Annotated in this window: 13 protein-coding genes; 9 read left to right on the top strand and 4 right to left on the bottom strand. The window is 74.0% G+C overall.

Features of this window, described 5'->3' with window-relative positions:
* Positions 1-14: 14 nt before the first annotated feature.
* A complete protein-coding gene (locus OHA34_RS08255; protein ID WP_285940386.1) occupies positions 15-1,757 on the top strand; it encodes an AMP-binding protein in 1,743 nt (580 codons plus the stop codon).
* Positions 1,754-2,383, top strand: a complete 630-nt coding sequence (locus OHA34_RS08250; RefSeq protein ID WP_285940385.1) for a TetR/AcrR family transcriptional regulator — start codon at positions 1,754-1,756, stop codon at positions 2,381-2,383. The genes OHA34_RS08255 and OHA34_RS08250 overlap by 4 nt, the downstream gene beginning before the upstream one ends.
* Positions 2,384-2,488: 105 nt before the next feature.
* On the opposite strand, the gene OHA34_RS08245 is transcribed toward OHA34_RS08250, so the two are convergent.
* Together OHA34_RS08245 and OHA34_RS08240 are read right to left on the bottom strand one after the other, a co-directional pair.
* Entirely contained in the window at positions 2,489-3,526 is a 1,038-nt protein-coding gene (locus OHA34_RS08245) for a LacI family DNA-binding transcriptional regulator (RefSeq protein ID WP_285940384.1), read from the bottom strand.
* 157 nt (positions 3,527-3,683) lie between these two features.
* Positions 3,684-4,406 (bottom strand): GntR family transcriptional regulator, encoded by a 723-nt coding sequence (locus OHA34_RS08240; protein ID WP_285940383.1) that lies wholly within the window; start codon positions 4,404-4,406, stop codon positions 3,684-3,686.
* Between the two features lie 134 nt (positions 4,407-4,540).
* Here OHA34_RS08240 and OHA34_RS08235 point away from each other — a divergent pair, with 134 nt between their 5' ends.
* From OHA34_RS08235 to OHA34_RS08215, 5 genes are read left to right on the top strand one after another with little or no spacing between them, the layout of a single operon-like run.
* The gene (locus OHA34_RS08235) at positions 4,541-5,488 is read left to right on the top strand and encodes a TIM barrel protein (RefSeq protein WP_329521244.1); all 948 of its coding nucleotides are present in this window, start codon (positions 4,541-4,543) and stop codon (positions 5,486-5,488) included.
* 43 nt (positions 5,489-5,531) lie between these two features.
* Complete coding sequence (locus OHA34_RS08230) at positions 5,532-6,449, top strand: Cgl0159 family (beta/alpha)8-fold protein (protein WP_285940381.1); 918 nt, start codon at positions 5,532-5,534, stop codon at positions 6,447-6,449.
* On the top strand, positions 6,446-7,303 hold the full coding sequence (gene iolB, locus OHA34_RS08225; RefSeq protein ID WP_329521243.1) for a 5-deoxy-glucuronate isomerase: 858 nt from the start codon (positions 6,446-6,448) through the stop codon (positions 7,301-7,303). The genes OHA34_RS08230 and iolB overlap by 4 nt, the downstream gene beginning before the upstream one ends.
* Positions 7,300-9,147, top strand: a complete 1,848-nt coding sequence (gene iolD, locus OHA34_RS08220; RefSeq protein ID WP_329521242.1) for a 3D-(3,5/4)-trihydroxycyclohexane-1,2-dione acylhydrolase (decyclizing) — start codon at positions 7,300-7,302, stop codon at positions 9,145-9,147. The genes iolB and iolD overlap by 4 nt, the downstream gene beginning before the upstream one ends.
* A 23-nt stretch (positions 9,148-9,170) precedes the next feature.
* Positions 9,171-10,652: a CoA-acylating methylmalonate-semialdehyde dehydrogenase gene (locus tag OHA34_RS08215; RefSeq protein WP_329521241.1), complete on the top strand. Its 1,482-nt coding sequence runs from the start codon at positions 9,171-9,173 to the stop codon at positions 10,650-10,652.
* A gap of 40 nt (positions 10,653-10,692) precedes the next feature.
* Here the strand turns inward: OHA34_RS08215 and OHA34_RS08210 are convergent, their stop codons facing one another.
* On the bottom strand, positions 10,693-12,159 hold the full coding sequence (locus tag OHA34_RS08210; RefSeq protein WP_285940377.1) for a catalase: 1,467 nt from the start codon (positions 12,157-12,159) through the stop codon (positions 10,693-10,695).
* 220 nt (positions 12,160-12,379) lie between these two features.
* Between OHA34_RS08210 and OHA34_RS08205 the strand changes: the two genes are divergently transcribed.
* Positions 12,380-12,568 (top strand): YegP family protein, encoded by a 189-nt coding sequence (locus OHA34_RS08205; RefSeq protein WP_285940376.1) that lies wholly within the window; start codon positions 12,380-12,382, stop codon positions 12,566-12,568.
* 169 nt (positions 12,569-12,737) lie between these two features.
* Positions 12,738-13,694: a cation diffusion facilitator family transporter gene (locus OHA34_RS08200; RefSeq protein WP_329521240.1), complete on the top strand. Its 957-nt coding sequence runs from the start codon at positions 12,738-12,740 to the stop codon at positions 13,692-13,694.
* Between the two features lie 145 nt (positions 13,695-13,839).
* Here OHA34_RS08200 and OHA34_RS08195 read toward each other — a convergent pair whose 3' ends face one another.
* A complete protein-coding gene (locus OHA34_RS08195; RefSeq protein ID WP_285940373.1) occupies positions 13,840-14,295 on the bottom strand; it encodes a tellurite resistance TerB family protein in 456 nt (151 codons plus the stop codon).
* Between the last annotated feature and the right edge of the window lie 254 nt (positions 14,296-14,549).

Here is a 14,549-nt window from a genome sequence, read left to right as displayed (position 1 = left end):
TGAGGAGAGCTCTGATGAGCCAGGACCTGGTCGCGGCGCTGGCCGCCGATGGGGAGATCGTCACCGAGCGGCTGGACCACTGGGCCGCCACCGCGGGCGACCGCCCGTTCTTCCACTACGGCGAGGACGGGGTGACGCTGACGTTCGCCGAGTTCGGCCGGCGCACCGACGCGATCGCGGGGAACCTGGCCGCGCAGGGCGTCGGCAAGGGCGGCCGGGTCAGCGTGTTCTGCCTGAACCCGCTGGTCAGCGCGCTGGTGATGTTCGGCGCGTGGAAGGCCGGCGCGCTCTACTGCCCGATCAACTTCGGCTACGCCGGACGGCTCCTGTCGTACCAGCTCGACGACACCGGGCCGCTGCTGGTCGTCACCGAACCCGCGCTGCTGCCCGCGCTGAACGAGGTGGCGGGCGGGCTCGCCGAGCCCCCTGCGGTGGTTGTCTACGACGCCCCGCCCGGCGCGCACGACCACGCCGCCGAGCGCGAGCCGGCGCATCCCGCGCTGCGCGAGGTGCCGTGGGCCGCGCTGACCGCCGACGCGCCGCGCCCGCGGGTGACCGTGGCCTACGACGACCCGGCGAACGTCATCTACACCTCCGGCACGACCGGTCCGGCCAAGGGCGTCGTCCAGCCGTTCCGGTGGCTCGCGCAGTACACCTTCAACCTGCGGCTGCCCGTCACCGGCGCGGACGTCATCTACAACGACCTGCCGATGTACCACGTGGGCGGCGCGATCGCCAACGTCGCGCGGGCCGCGTGGGCGGGCTGCGAGGTCGCGGTCTGGAACCGGTTCAGCCCGACCGACTTCTGGCGGCGGGTCGAGTCGCGCGGCGTGACCACGGCGATCCTGCTGGACGTGATGATCCCGTGGCTGATGAAGGCGCCCGAGGACCCCGGCGACCGCCGCAACACCCTCAACAAGGTGCACATGCAGCCGCTGCCGGCGCACCATGCCGAGGCCGCGCGGCGCTTCGGGTTCGACTTCGTGACCGCCGGCTTCGGGCAGACCGAGTCCGGCGCGCCGCTCGCGGTGGTGATCGAGGAGACCGCGCCGGGCGAGGGCACCCCGCCGGGCCTCTACCGGGGCCGCACCCACGAGGAGATCGCCGAGCTGACCGCCGCGCACGGCGTCCCGTTCCTGGCCGGCGGCGAGGCCGGGCGCAAGGGGCTGATGGGCCGTCCCAGCCCGTTCGTCGAGGCTGCCGTCCTCAACGAGCGCGACGAGGAGTGCGCCGACGAGGAGCCCGGCCATCTGGCGCTGCGTCCGCGGCTGCCCGCGCTGTTCCTGAACGAGTACCTCGGCAAGCCCGAGGCGACCGTCCAGGCGTTCCGCAACCTGTGGTTCCACACCGGCGACGCCGCCGTCCGCGACGCCGACGGGCTGTTCTACTTCGTCGACCGCCTCGGCGACCGGATCCGGGTGCGCGGCGAGAACCTGTCGTCCTTCCAGGTCGAGGACATGATCAACCAGCACCCCGGGGTGCGGTACTGCGCGGTCTTCGCGATCCGCAGCGGCGAGGGCGACGAGGACGACGTGGTCGCCTACGTCGTCCCGGACGAGGACGGCGGGCTGACCGAGGACGGCGTGCACGCCTTCGCCGCCGCGACCATGCCCAAGTACATGCGGCCCCGGCACGTGCGGATCGTCGCCGACATCCCGCGCACCCCGACGAACAAGATCGAGAAGTACAAGCTCCGGGCACGCATCCTCGGCGAGTTGACCGGCGGCGCCGGGACCGCCGGAGCGGCGGGCCGGTGACCTCGGAGCGGGCCCCCTGGGCGGCGGCGCGCAGCTCCCGCGAGGGCCGGGAGCACGAGACGCGCTCGCTGCTGGTCCGCTCCGCCGGGCGGGTGTTCGCGCGGCGCGGCCACGCGCGGACCACCATCGCCGGCATCACCGCCGAGGCGAAGGTCGCCCGCGCGACGTTCTACGTCTACTTCGCCTCGAAGGAGGAGGTGTTCCGCGCGGTCGCGCTCGGCGTGCGTGACGCGTTCCTCGCCGCGCACGAGATCCCGGGCGTCGACGAGGACGACCCGTACGGGCTGGCCCGCGAGTCCAGCGCCCGGTTCCTGGCCGCGTACGCCGCCAACCTGGAACTGCTGACGGTGATCGAGCACCAGGCCCTCGTCGATCCCGAGATCCGCGCGGTGTGGCGGGAGATCCAGGAAAGGCCGCTCCGCCGCACCGCCCGCTACATCGAGCGGATCACCGCGCAGGGGCTCGCCGACCCGGCCGCGCCGCCGCGCGTCCTCGCCGAGGCCACCTATGGGATCTTCGCCCGGTTCGCCCGCACGGTGCCCGCCGACCCCGCCGGCCGCGAGCGCCTGGTCGACGAACTCACCGCGATCTATCTGCGCCTTCTCGGGGTTCCCCCGGCCGGCTGAGACCGTCCCGCCTCCTCCCTGCGGCCGTCGCGCGAGTGGACCGACCCGGTCTTCGGCGCCGGCCGGGCCGGGCCTGCGTGTCGTCTCCTGAGCGGAGGTCCCGGGTCAGGCCCCGGCGGGGGGCGGGGCGGTGGTCGCCCGTTCCGTCAGGACCGGGGCGACGCCGATCCGCTGGGCGGGCCCGCCGGGGACGCCGCCGCGGATCCGGTCCATCAGGGCGCCCATCGCCAGCCGGCCGAGCTCGCGGGCGTCCGGGCCGACCGTGGTCACCCCGGCGGCCCCGGCCCCCGGCGGGTCACCGTGGACGACCAGCGACACGTCCTCGGGGACGCGCCGGCCGGCCCGGAGCAGCGCGGCCAGCGCGGCGGTCCCGCCCGGGTCGCCGAGCGCGAGCACCGCGGTGGGCGGCCCGGTCGCGCCCGGCGGCCCGCCGGGCCCGCCGTCGAGCGCGTTGCCGAGCGCGTCCGGGAGCCCGCCGGGCCCGGTGCTGAGCGCGTCCGGGACGGTCAGGACACTCGCGTGGGCGGACGGGCCGGCCCCGTCCATCGCGGCGAGGAAGGCGCGGCGCAGGGACGCCGAGCGTCCGTCCAGGTCGAGGCAGGCGATCCGGCGGTGCCCGAGCGCGGTCAGATGGGCGACCGCCTGCGCGGCCTCGGCGGCGGCGTCGCCGGTCACGCGGTCCACCCGGTCCGACCGCACCGCGCGGCCGACCACGGTGATCGCGCAGCCCGCCGCGGCCCGGTCGAGGTCGGCCGCGGCGATCCGCGGACCGGCCAGCACCAGCCCGTCCAGCCGCAGGTCGAGCAGGTCCTCCACCGCGGCCCGCTCCAGGGCCGGCCGGCCCCGCCCGGTCGTCAGCAGCAGCCGCACGTCGCGCCGGGCCGCCTCGTCGGCCAGCCCGTCGTGGATCCGCGCGTACAGCGGCTGGTGCAGGTCGGCCAGCAGCACCCCGACGATGCCGGTCCGGCCCGCGGCCAGGCCCCGGGCCATGGCGTTGGGCCGGTAGCCGAGCTCGCGGGCGGCGGCGAGCACGGCCGCGCGCCGCTCCTCGCCGACCTTCGGGGATCCGCGCATCACCAGGGAGACCAGGGCGCGGGAGACGCCGGCCCGCGCGGCGACGTCCTCCAGAGTCGGATGGGGCATGCTCGGCGCGGCTCCTCTGCGTGACACGGACTGCCGAGCGGGACGTTAACAGCTACGAGAGCGTCCGGCGGGCCCGTCGGCGATACCGTGGCTCCCCGTTCCCGGCGGACGGGGCCGGAGCCGGGGGACGGGTCCCGCCGCGAGCGCGCGGACGCGGTCAGCGTTCGACGAGCGTGAGGGCGAACGAGTAGCGGCTGGCCCGGTAGACGTGCGACCCGTACTCGATCGAGCGGCCCTTGTCGTCGAAGGCCGTGCGGGTCATGGTGAGCAGCGGGACGCCGCGGCGCTCGTCCAGCAGCCTGGCCTCGGCCGCCGTCGCGCCGCGCGCGCCGATGGCCTGGTGCGCGACGCGCAGGTTGATGCCGGACGTGCGGAGCAGTTCGTACAGGCCGTGCCCGGCCAGGTCGTCGGCGGTGAAGTCGACCAGGTCGGTCGGCAGGTGGTTGGTGAGCAGCGCCAGCGGCTCGGCGCCGGTGAACCGCAGCCGGCGCATCCGGGTGACCTCGGTGCCGGGCGGCACGCCGAGCTCCTTGGCCACCTGGTCCTCGGCCGGCCCCGAGTCCAGGGCGAGCACCTCGGTGCGAGGCTCGCGCCCCGCCGCGGCCAGGTCGTCGTGCAGGCTGGTGAGCTCGACCGGCCGGCGCACCTGGGCCTGCACCACCTGGGTGCCGACCCCCCGCTTGCGCACCAGCAGCCCCTTGTCGACCAGGTGCTGGATCGCCTGGCGGACGGTGGGGCGCGACAGCCCGCAGCGGTCGGCGAGCTGGACCTCGTTCTCCAGCCGGTCGCCCGGAGCCGGATCGCCCGCGCGGATCGCCGCCTCGAGCTGCTGGGCCAGCTGGAAGTACAGCGGGACCGGGCTGCCGCGGTCCACGGACACGACTGGACGGTTCACCCGATGTCCCCTCCCGGATCAGATAGGGGCCATCGTACTTGTTCTTCCTGGCTATCTCATTACCTCATGATGTCATGACAAACTATTGACATCGTGTCGCGCCGTTCAGCAGACTCGGCGTGCCGGCGCACGACCGGGCGCCGCACGCGCAGGGCGGGAAGGGTGAGCCGATGGGCATGGACCGGATCGCGGGAGCCCCGATCTCATGGGGAGTGTGCGAGGTGCCCGGGTGGGGCCTTCAGTTGCCCCCCGCGCGGGTGCTGGAGGAGATGGGCGGGCTCGGGCTGGCCGCGGCCGAGTTCGGGCCGGATGGCTTCCTGCCGTCCGGCGCCGCGGAGCGGACGGCCCTGCTGCGGCGTCACGGGTTGCGTCCCGTCGGCGGTTTCGTCCCCGCCGTGCTGCACGATCCGGAACGCGACCCGCTGCCGGAAGTGGAGCGGGCGTTGTCCGGATTTGGGGTGGAACGTTCCAGTTCAGTGGGGGCGGGCCCGCCGCTCACCCTGGTGCTCGCCGCCGCCACCGGGCTCGACGGATACGACGAGCGCCCGGTCCTGAACGCGGCGGCCTGGACGACCCTGCTCGGCAACCTGGACCGGATCGCCGCCCGCGCGGCGGAGCTCGGCGTCCAGGCGACGCTGCACCCGCACGTCGGCACCGTGGTCGAGCGCCGGGAGGAGGTGCACCGCGTGCTCGACGGCGCGGCGATCCCGCTGTGCCTGGACACCGGCCACCTGCTGATCGGCGGCACCGACCCGGTCGAGCTCGCCGCCCGCGCGCCGGACCGGATCGCACACGTCCACCTCAAGGACGTGGACGCCGAACTGGCCGACGGGGTCCGCTGCGGCCGGTCCACCTACACCGATGCCGTCCGGGCCGGGATCTACCGGCCGCTCGGAGCGGGCGACGTCGACGTCGCCGCGCTCCTGTCGTCCCTGGAAGGCGTGGGCTACGACGGCTGGTACGTACTGGAGCAGGACGTCGTCCTGGCGGACGAGCCCGCGCCCGGCACCGGTCCGTGCGACGACGTGCGCGCGAGCCTGGGCTTCCTCGCCGGGGCCCTCGCGTGACGGGCGCCCACGAGGTGACGGCGCTCCTGGAAGGGTTGACGGCATGACCGTGGAGACACCGCGCCCTCAGGGCCCGCCGGGCGGATCGCGCGCCGGGCGGACGAACGAACTGACCGAGATCCGGGCGTCCCGGCCCGGCGCGATCGCCGAGGCGGCGGCCCGGCGGGTCCGCCGCGAGAGGCTGCTCGGGCCGTCCGGCCGGCTGATGCTGCTGGCCGCCGACCACCCGGCGCGCGGCGCGCTCGCGGCCGGCGGCGACCCGATGGCGATGGCCGACCGCGGCGACCTGCTCGACCGGCTCTGCCTCGCGTTGGCCCGCCCCGGCGTCGACGGCGTGCTCGGCACCCCCGACGTGCTGGAGGACCTGCTCCTGCTCGGCGCGCTGGACGGCAAGGTGGTGATCGGCTCGATGAACCGCGGCGGGCTGGCCGGCGCCTCGTTCGAGATCGACGACCGGTTCACCGCCTACGACGCCGCCGCCCTCGCCGCGGCCCGGCTGGATGGCGGCAAGATGCTGCTGCGCCTGGACGACGGCGACCCGGCCACCGCCGGCACGCTGGAGCGCTGCGCGCACGCGGTGTCCGCGCTCGCCGCGCAGGGGCTGATGGCGATGGTGGAGCCGTTCGTGTCGCACCGGGTCGACGGCCGGGTGCGCAACGTGCTCACCCCGGAGGCGATGATCCGGGCGATCTCGGTCGCGACCGGGCTCGGCGTCACCTCCGCCCGCACCTGGCTGAAGGTGCCGGTGGTGCCGGACATGGAACGGGTGATGGCCGCCTCGACGCTGCCCGCGCTGCTGCTCGGCGGCGAGGTCGCGGGCGACCCGCGGGCCGCGCTCGCGGGCTGGCGGCGGGCGCTGCGGCTGCCCACCGTGAAGGGGCTGGTCGTCGGCCGGTCCCTGCTGTACCCCTCTGACGGTGACGTGGCGGCGGCCGTGGACGCCGCGGTGGAGGCGCTGTGACCGGGACGTTCCACCTGCCCGCCGGGACCGCGGCGGCCCCGCCCTACGAACTGGAGATCACGCCCGAGCGCGCGGGCTGGGAGTACAGCGCGCTGCGCGTCCTGGAACTGCCCCCGGGCGGGACGCACACCTTCGGCACCGGCGGGTTCGAGACGCTCGTGCTGCCGCTGTCGGGCGGCTGCCGGGTGGCCTGCGACGGCGCGGACTTCGAGATCACCGGACGCGCGAGCGTGTTCTCCCGGGTGACCGACTTCGCCTACGTGCCGCGCGACGCGCGGGTCACCGTGACGAGCGCGGCGGGCGGCCGGTTCGCGCTGCCCGCCGCGCGCTGCCCCGACCGCCTGGTCCCGCGCTACGGCCCGGCCGAGGACGTGCAGGTCGAGCTGCGCGGCGCCGGGCGGGCCAGCCGCCAGGTCAACAACTTCTGCACCCCCGGGGCGTTCCCGCACGCGAGCCGCCTGATCGCCTGCGAGGTGCTCACCCCGGACGGCAACTGGTCGTCCTACCCGCCGCACAAGCACGACGAGGACCGGCCCGGCGAGTCCGTCCTGGAGGAGATCTACTACTTCGAGGTCGCGGGCCCGTCCGGCATCGCCTACCAGCGGGTGTACGGCAGCACCGACGTGCTCGCCGAGGTGCGCGGCGGCGACGCCGTCCTCATCCCGCACGGCTGGCACGGACCGTCGATGGCGGTGCCCGGGTACGACCTCTACTACCTGAACGTGATGGCCGGGCCGTCGCCCGAGCGCGCGTGGCGGATCTGCGACGACCCCGACCACGCCTGGGTCCGCGACACCTGGCCCGGCCAGGAGACCGACCCGAGGCTTCCGCTGACCTCCCGGGAGGAACGATGACCAGGCTGACGGTGGGACAGGCGGTCGTGCGGTTCCTGGCCGCGCAGTCGTCCGAGCGCGACGGCGAGCGGCGCCGGTTCTTCGCGGGCTGCTTCGGGATTTTCGGGCACGGGAACGTGGCGGGTCTCGGGCAGGGGCTGCTGGAGGAGGGCTTCCCCTACCTCATGGCCCGCAACGAGCAGGGCATGGTGCACGCGGCGGCGGGCTACGCGCGGATGAGCGACCGCCTCGCGACGTTCGCCTGCACGACGTCGATCGGCCCCGGCGCGACGAACCTGGTGACGGGCGCGGCGCTGGCGACCATCAACCGGCTCCCGGTGCTGCTGCTGCCCGGGGACGTCTTCGCCACCCGTCCCGCCAACCCGGTGCTCCAGGAGCTGGAGGACCCGCGCTCCTACGACGTGTCGGTGAACGACTGCCTGAAGCCGGTGTCGCGGTTCTGGGACCGGATCGACCGCCCCGAGCAGCTCCCGTCCGCGCTGCTGGGCGCGATGCGGGTGCTGACCGACCCGGCGGAGACGGGCGCGGTGACGCTCGCGCTGCCGCAGGACGTGCAGGCCGAGGCCTACGACTGGCCGGACGAGCTGTTCGCGGGCCGCGTCTGGCACGTGCCCCGGCCGGTCCCCGAGCCGGCCGCCCTCGCCCGCGCCGCCGCCCTGCTGCGCGGCGCCGAGCGGCCCCTGATCGTCGCGGGCGGCGGCGTCCTCTACTCCCGGGCGACGGCCGCGCTCCGCGCGTTCGCCGAGCGGACGGGCGTCCCGGTCGCCGAGACGCAGGCGGGCAAGGGCGCGCTGCCCTGGGACCACGCGTGCGCCGTCGGCGCGATCGGCGCGACCGGGACCACCGCCGCCAACGCGCTGGCCCGCGAGGCCGACGTCGTCCTTGGGATCGGGACCCGGTACAGCGACTTCACGACCGCGTCGCGCAGCCTGTTCGCCCGTCCCGGCGTCCGGTTCGTGAACCTCAACGTGGCCGCCTTCGACGCCGCCAAGCACGCGGGGGAGGCGCTGACCGCCGACGCCCGCGCCGGGCTGACCGCCCTCGACGGCGCGCTCGGCGGATGGTCGGTCCCCGCCGGCCACCGCGCCGAGGCCCGCGAGCTCGCCGGACGGTGGAACGCCGTCACCGACCGGGCGTTCGCCCTCGGCCGCACCCCGCTGCCCGCGCAGTCGGAGATCATCGGCGCGGTGAACGAGGTCGCGGGCCCGCGCGACGTGGTGGTCTGCGCGGCCGGCTCGATGCCGGGCGACCTGCACAAGCTGTGGCGGACCCGGGACCCCAAGGGCTACCACGTGGAGTACGGATTCTCCTGCATGGGCTACGAGATCGCGGGCGGGCTCGGGGTGAAGCTCGCCGACCCGTCCCGCGAGGTGTTCGTGCTGGTGGGCGACGGCTCGTACCTGATGATGGCGCAGGAGCTGGCGACCGCCGTCGCCGAGGACGTCAAGCTCGTCGTCGTGCTGGTGCAGAACCATGGCTACGCCTCCATCGGCGCCCTGTCGGAGTCGGTCGGCGCGCAGCGCTTCGGCACCGGCTACCGGGCGCGCACCGGCACCGGCCTGGACGGCGATCGGCTCCCGGTCGACCTGGCCGCCAACGCCGCGAGCCTCGGCGCCGACGTCCTGCGCGCGTCGGGCGTCTCCGAGTTCCGCGCCGCGCTGGAGCAGGCGGCCCGGTCGTCCCGGACGACCGTCGTGCATGTGGAGACCGACCCGCTCGCCCCGGCACCGGGCAGCGACGCGTGGTGGGACGTCCCGGTCGCCGAGGTGTCGGCCCTGGACTCCACCCGCCAGGCCCGCGCCCGCTACGACAAGGACCGCCGCGCCCAGCGCCGCCACCTGTGACCCCAGACCCCGAAGGGAATCCCATGCGCTCAATCCAGCACTGGATCGGCGGAGTACCGGTCGCCGGCGGCGACGCCCTCCCGGTGTACGACCCGGCGACCGGGCGGACGCTGGCCGAAGTGCCCCTCGGCCGCGAGGCCGAGGTCGACGCGGCGGTGGCCGCCGCCGCCGAGGCGTTCGCCTCCTGGCAGGACGTGCCGGTCACCGGCCGCGCGCGGATCATGTTCGCCTTCCGCGACCTGCTGGAGCGGCACGAGGACGACCTCGCCCGCATCATCACCGCCGAGCACGGCAAGGTGCTGGACGACGCCCGCGGCGAGATCGTCCGGGGCCGGGAGGTCGTCGAGTTCGCCTGCGGCATCCCCCAGCTCCTCAAGGGCGACTACTCCGACCAGGTCTCCACCGGCGTGGACGCCTTCTCCTTCCGGCAGCCGCTCGGCGTCTGCGCCGGGATCGTGCCGTTCAACTTCCCGGTCATGGTCCCGCTGTGGATGCACCCGATCGCGATCGCCTGCGGCAACGCCTTCGTGCTCAAGCCGAGCGAGCAGGTGCCGTCGGCCGCCAACCTGATCGCCGAGCTGTACGCCGACGCGGGCCTGCCCGCCGGGGTGTTCAACGTTCTGCACGGGGACGGCGGCACCGCCGCCGCGCTGACCGCCCACCCCGGCGTGGCCGCGGTGTCGTTCGTCGGCTCCACGCCCGTCGCCCGCCGGGTGCACCGGGCCGCCAGTGAGTCCGGCAAGCGGGTCCAGGCGCTCGGCGGCGCCAAGAACCACGCCGTCGTCCTGCCGGACGCCGACCTCGACCACGCCGCCGACCAGATCACCGCCGCGGCGTACGGGTCGGCGGGGCAGCGCTGCATGGCGATCTCCGTGGTGGTCGCGGTGGGGGAGTCGGCGGACCCGCTGGTGCAGCGGCTCGCGGACCGGGCCCGCGCGATCAAGGTCGGGGCCGGCGCCGACCCGGCCAGCGAGATGGGCCCGGTGATCAGCCCGGCCGCGCGGACCCGCGTCGCCGGGCACGTCGAGGCCGCCGGGCGGGACGGCGCGGCCGTGCTCGTCGACGGGCGCGACCTGCCCGGACCCGGGTTCTTCGTCGGGCCCTGCCTGCTCGACCGGGTCACCCCCGCGATGGCCGCCTACCGGGAGGAGATCTTCGGCCCGGTCCTGCTGGTGCTGCGCGCGGCCACGCCGGACGAGGCGGTGGCGGTCATCAACGCCAACCCGTACGGCAACGGGACGGCGGTCTTCACCCGGTCGGGCGAGGCCGCGCGCCGCTTCCAGCGCGAGGTGCACGTCGGGATGATCGGCGTGAACGTCCCGGTCCCGGTGCCGATGGCGTTCCACTCGTTCGGCGGCTGGAAGTCCTCGCTCTTCGGCGACACTCACATGCACGGGCCCGAGGGGGTGCGCTTCTACACCCGGGCGAAGGCCGTCACCACGCGCTGGCCGTCGTCGTCGGCGCCGTCCGCCCCGCCCGAGCTGGCCTTCCCCACCGCCGACTGACCGGCCGCGCGGCGGGGCGTCGGGCCGTCGGGGGGGACGGTCAGGACACCTTCATGCCGGACGCGATGCGGTCGCCGACCGACGGGTCGATCTTGCGCCAGTAGGCGACGGCGTTGTCCAGCACCGTGCCCGACACCCCCTTGGACAGGTGCCCGACCACATTGGTGACCAGGCGGTCGCGGGCCGCGTCGTCCATCACCTCGCGCACCAGGTTCCCCGGCTGGGTGAAGTCGTCGTCCTCGGCGTGCAGGGTGTAGGCCTCGCGGACCAGCTCGCCCGCCTCGACCAGCCAGCTCGCCTCCTCGACGTTCTCCTGCTGGGCCGCGTCCGGCCCGCCGAAGGAGTTGGGGTGGTAGACCGCGCCGGTGTCGGCCGGATAATGCCGCATGGGGCCGTCCTTGGCGTACGAGCGGACGTCCACGTGCGGGCGGTTGGGCGGCAGCTCGGCGTAGTTCACGCCGATCCGGTAGCGGTGCGTGTCGGCGTAGGAGAACAGCCGCGACAGCAGCATCTTGTCCGGCGACGGCCCGATCCCCGGCACGAGGTTGGACGGCTCGAACGCGGCCTGCTCGATATGGATGTGGTAGTTGTCCGGATTCTCCTTCAGCGTCATCCGGCCGACCTCGATCAGCGGGTAGTCGGCGTGCGGCCACACCTTGGTGAGGTCGAACGGGTTGAACCGGTAGGACGCCGCGTCCTCGAACGGCATGATCTGCACCTTGAGCGTCCAGGACGGGTGGTCGCCCCGGTCGATCGCGGAGTGCAGGTCGCGCAGGTAGTGGTCGGTGTCCTCGCCCGCCATCGCATCGGCCTCGGCCTGGGTGTAGAACGCGTTGCCCTGGTCGGTGAGGAAGTGGTACTTCACCCACACCTTCTTGCCGGCGCCGTTGATCCACATGTAGGTGTGCGAGCTGAACCCGTCCATGTGCCGCCAGTTCCGCGGCACCCCGCGGTCGCCCAGCAGCCAGGTGACCTGGTGCGCGGACTCCGGCGACAGGGACCAGTAGTCCCACTGCATCGTGTTGTCGCGCAGGTGCGTCTCGGGGTGCCGCTTCTGCGAGCGGATGAAGTCCTGGAACTTCTGCGGGTCGCGCATAAAGAACACCGGGGTGTTGTTGCCGACCATGTCGTAGTTGCCGTGCCGGGTGTAGAACTTCAGCGCGAACCCGCGCGGGTCGCGCCAGGTGTCGGGGCTGCCGAGCTCCCCGGCCACGCTGGAGAAGCGCGCCAGCATCGGGGTCGACCGGCCGGGCTGGAACAGGTCGGCCCGGGTGTACCCGCTGACGTCGCCGGTCACCTCGAACACGCCGTACGCGCCGCCGCCCTTGGCGTGCACCACGCGTTCGGGCACCCGCTCCCGGTTGAACTGCGCCATCTTCTCGACGAGGTAGACGTCGTGTAGGAGCAGGGGGCCGTCGGCGCCCACGCTCAGCGACTGCTCGTCGCTCCCGACGGGAATCCCCGCGTTCGTCGTGGTGTGGCCGCCGGAGTTCGGCATCCCGGTCATCGAACTACCCCCGTATCACGATGAGTGAGATATTGATCGCTCCCCGTGTCATGCTCGCATATCGCGCGCCGCAACCCCGGTGCCGCCCCTGCGCCCCCGGCGCTCCGGCACCCGCCCCGGTACGGACCCGGTATGGCGGGGGTCAACAACGGGAGCCGCGCCGTTGACCGCCCGGACTGGACGGGTAAAGGGCGATCACTACCGATTTCGGGGGGACGTCATGACGGGGAAGTTCGTGATCATCAAGGACAAGGCCGGCGCGTTCCGCTTCAAGCTCGTCGCCGGCAATGGCGAGACCATCGCCGTCAGCGAGGGGTACGGAAGCAAGGCCGGCGCACTGCACGGCGTCGAGTCGGTCCGCACCAACGCGCAGGCGGCCAAGGTCGAGGACCGCACCCAGAAGGTCTGACCCGCTGCCGGCCCGCTGCCGGCCCGTCGCCGCACGGCCGTGCGGACGGCGCCGTATTACGACTGTAGTAGCGTGTTCGCGGCCTCGCTCCCGGCCGCGCGCCGGGCAGCGGGCCCGCCGGCGGGCCCGGGGCCCGCGTACGAGGAACATCACCAGGGAGACGCGGCTGATGAGTGCCGAGGGGAGTACGAAGGCCGTCACGATGGCGCTGGCCGCCAACTTCGGGATCGCGGTCACCAAGTTCCTGGCCTTCGCGCTGACGGGGTCCTCGTCGATGCTGGCCGAGGCGATCCACTCGGTCGCCGACTCCAGCAACCAGGCACTGCTCCTGATCGGCGGCAGGCGGGCCAAGCGGCGGGCGACCCCCGAGCACCCGTTCGGGTACGGGCGCGAGCGCTACATCTACGCGTTCATCGTGGCGATCGTGCTGTTCACCCTCGGCGGGCTGTTCGCGCTCTACGAGGGCTGGCACAAGATCCGCGACCCGCATCCGATCACCGAATGGCAGTGGGTGCCGGTCGTGGTGCTGCTCGTCGCGATCGTGCTGGAGGCGACCGCGCTGCGCACCGCCGTCAAGGAGTCCAACCAGGTGCGCGGCAAGGCCGGCTGGTTCCAGTTCGTCCGGCGGTCCAAGGCGCCCGAGCTGCCGGCGATCCTGCTGGAGGACACCGGCGCGCTGCTCGGCCTGGTCTTCGCGCTGGCCGGCGTCGGGCTCACCCTCGCCACCGGCGACGGCGTCTGGGACGGCATCGGCACCGGGGCCATCGGCGTCCTGCTGTGCGTGATCGCGATCGTGTTCGCGACCGAGGTCAAGAGCCTGCTGATCGGCGAGTCCGCGAGCGACGAGCACGTCCGGCTGATCCGCGCGGCCATCCTGGCCGGCGACGACGTCGACACCGTCATCCACCTGCGCACCATGCACCTCGGCCCGGAGGAGCTGCTGGTCGCCGCCAAGATCGCCATCGATCTGGACGACGACGCGCGGGACGTGGCCCAGGCCATCAACGGAGCCGAGGCGCGGATCCGCGAATCGGTTCCGATCGCCCGGCTGATCTTCATCGAGCCCGACATCCTGCGCGGCGGGCACTCCACCTCGACGACCGCGCCCGCCCCGGGCCTGGAGTAGGGCACCGCGGCAGGAGGCGGCCGGATGCCGGTGCCCCCTCCGCACCGGCCGCGCGATGTGCCGGGATGCGAACCGCCACCAGGCGGGGCCGGGCGTCGGCGGCTCCAGGGGCTGACGTGCCGGCGCCCGCCGGCGGCGGTCCGTCCTACAGCTCGAATTCGCTGGGGGAGAGGTCGACGGCGAAGCACGCCTCCCGCACGACGGCCTTCTCCTGGTCGTCGAAGTTGCCGTCGGCGCCGCCGATGATGATGCCGATCTGGATGACGGCGCGGGCCTCGGCGGGCTTCTTCTTCACCTTGCCGATGTCCTGGAGGACGCTGACCTTGCCGAAGTCGAAGTCGGCGGTGAGCTTGTCGACGTAGGCGTTGAAGCGCCGCTGGAGGTCGTCGGCCGGGAAGTTCTGGAGCACCTCGTTGGAGGCGATGAGCGTCGCGGTGCGCTGCCGCTCGCTCGGGTCGACCGAGCCGTCGGCCGCGGCGACCAGCGCGCAGACGGCCATGCTCGCGTCGCGGAACGCGCCGCTCTTGAGGTCGTTCTTCTTCGCCATGAGCTGGGTCTGCATCGTCTGAGTCGAGTCGCGCAGCTTGTCCCAAAAAGCCATTGAATGCCTCCACGTCGCCGTTGTCTGCCTGGACTCTAGCCGATCTACGACAAGTGTCGTAGCAGGCGCCGACCCCGGCGGCCGGCCGCAGGATGGGCACCCGCCGACGACACTACCCGGCGGTCCCGCCCCCGTCCGGTGAGGTCGCCGCGCGCGTCCGGCCTGGCCGTCCGCCCGCCGGACCCCGGCTCGCGGCTCGCGGCCCGTCGTTTCGCGGGGCCGCCGCGGCCGATCGTCATCCGGACGTCAAAGGT

Origin of the sequence: Spirillospora sp. NBC_01491 (assembly GCF_036227065.1) — a bacterium.
Classification (GTDB): Bacteria; Actinomycetota; Actinomycetes; order Streptosporangiales; family Streptosporangiaceae; genus Spirillospora; species Spirillospora xylanilytica.
Note: the sequence above shows the minus strand (reverse complement) of the source record. Positions and strands in the feature narration are given on the sequence as shown.

Bases quoted from the DNA above. Each gene is read 5' to 3' on its own strand.
- OHA34_RS08255 (WP_285940386.1), top strand. From the start codon at position 15: ATGAGCCAGGACCTGGTCGCGGCGCTGGCCGCCGATGGGGAGATCGTC.
- OHA34_RS08245 (WP_285940384.1), bottom strand. From the start codon at position 3,526: ATGCCCCATCCGACTCTGGAGGACGTCGCCGCGCGGGCCGGCGTCTCC.
- OHA34_RS08230 (WP_285940381.1), top strand. From the start codon at position 5,532: ATGACCGTGGAGACACCGCGCCCTCAGGGCCCGCCGGGCGGATCGCGC.
- iolD (WP_329521242.1), top strand. From the start codon at position 7,300: ATGACCAGGCTGACGGTGGGACAGGCGGTCGTGCGGTTCCTGGCCGCG.
- OHA34_RS08215 (WP_329521241.1), top strand. From the start codon at position 9,171: ATGCGCTCAATCCAGCACTGGATCGGCGGAGTACCGGTCGCCGGCGGC.
- OHA34_RS08210 (WP_285940377.1), bottom strand. From the start codon at position 12,159: ATGACCGGGATGCCGAACTCCGGCGGCCACACCACGACGAACGCGGGG.
- OHA34_RS08205 (WP_285940376.1), top strand. From the start codon at position 12,380: ATGACGGGGAAGTTCGTGATCATCAAGGACAAGGCCGGCGCGTTCCGC.
- OHA34_RS08200 (WP_329521240.1), top strand. From the start codon at position 12,738: ATGAGTGCCGAGGGGAGTACGAAGGCCGTCACGATGGCGCTGGCCGCC.
- OHA34_RS08195 (WP_285940373.1), bottom strand. From the start codon at position 14,295: ATGGCTTTTTGGGACAAGCTGCGCGACTCGACTCAGACGATGCAGACC.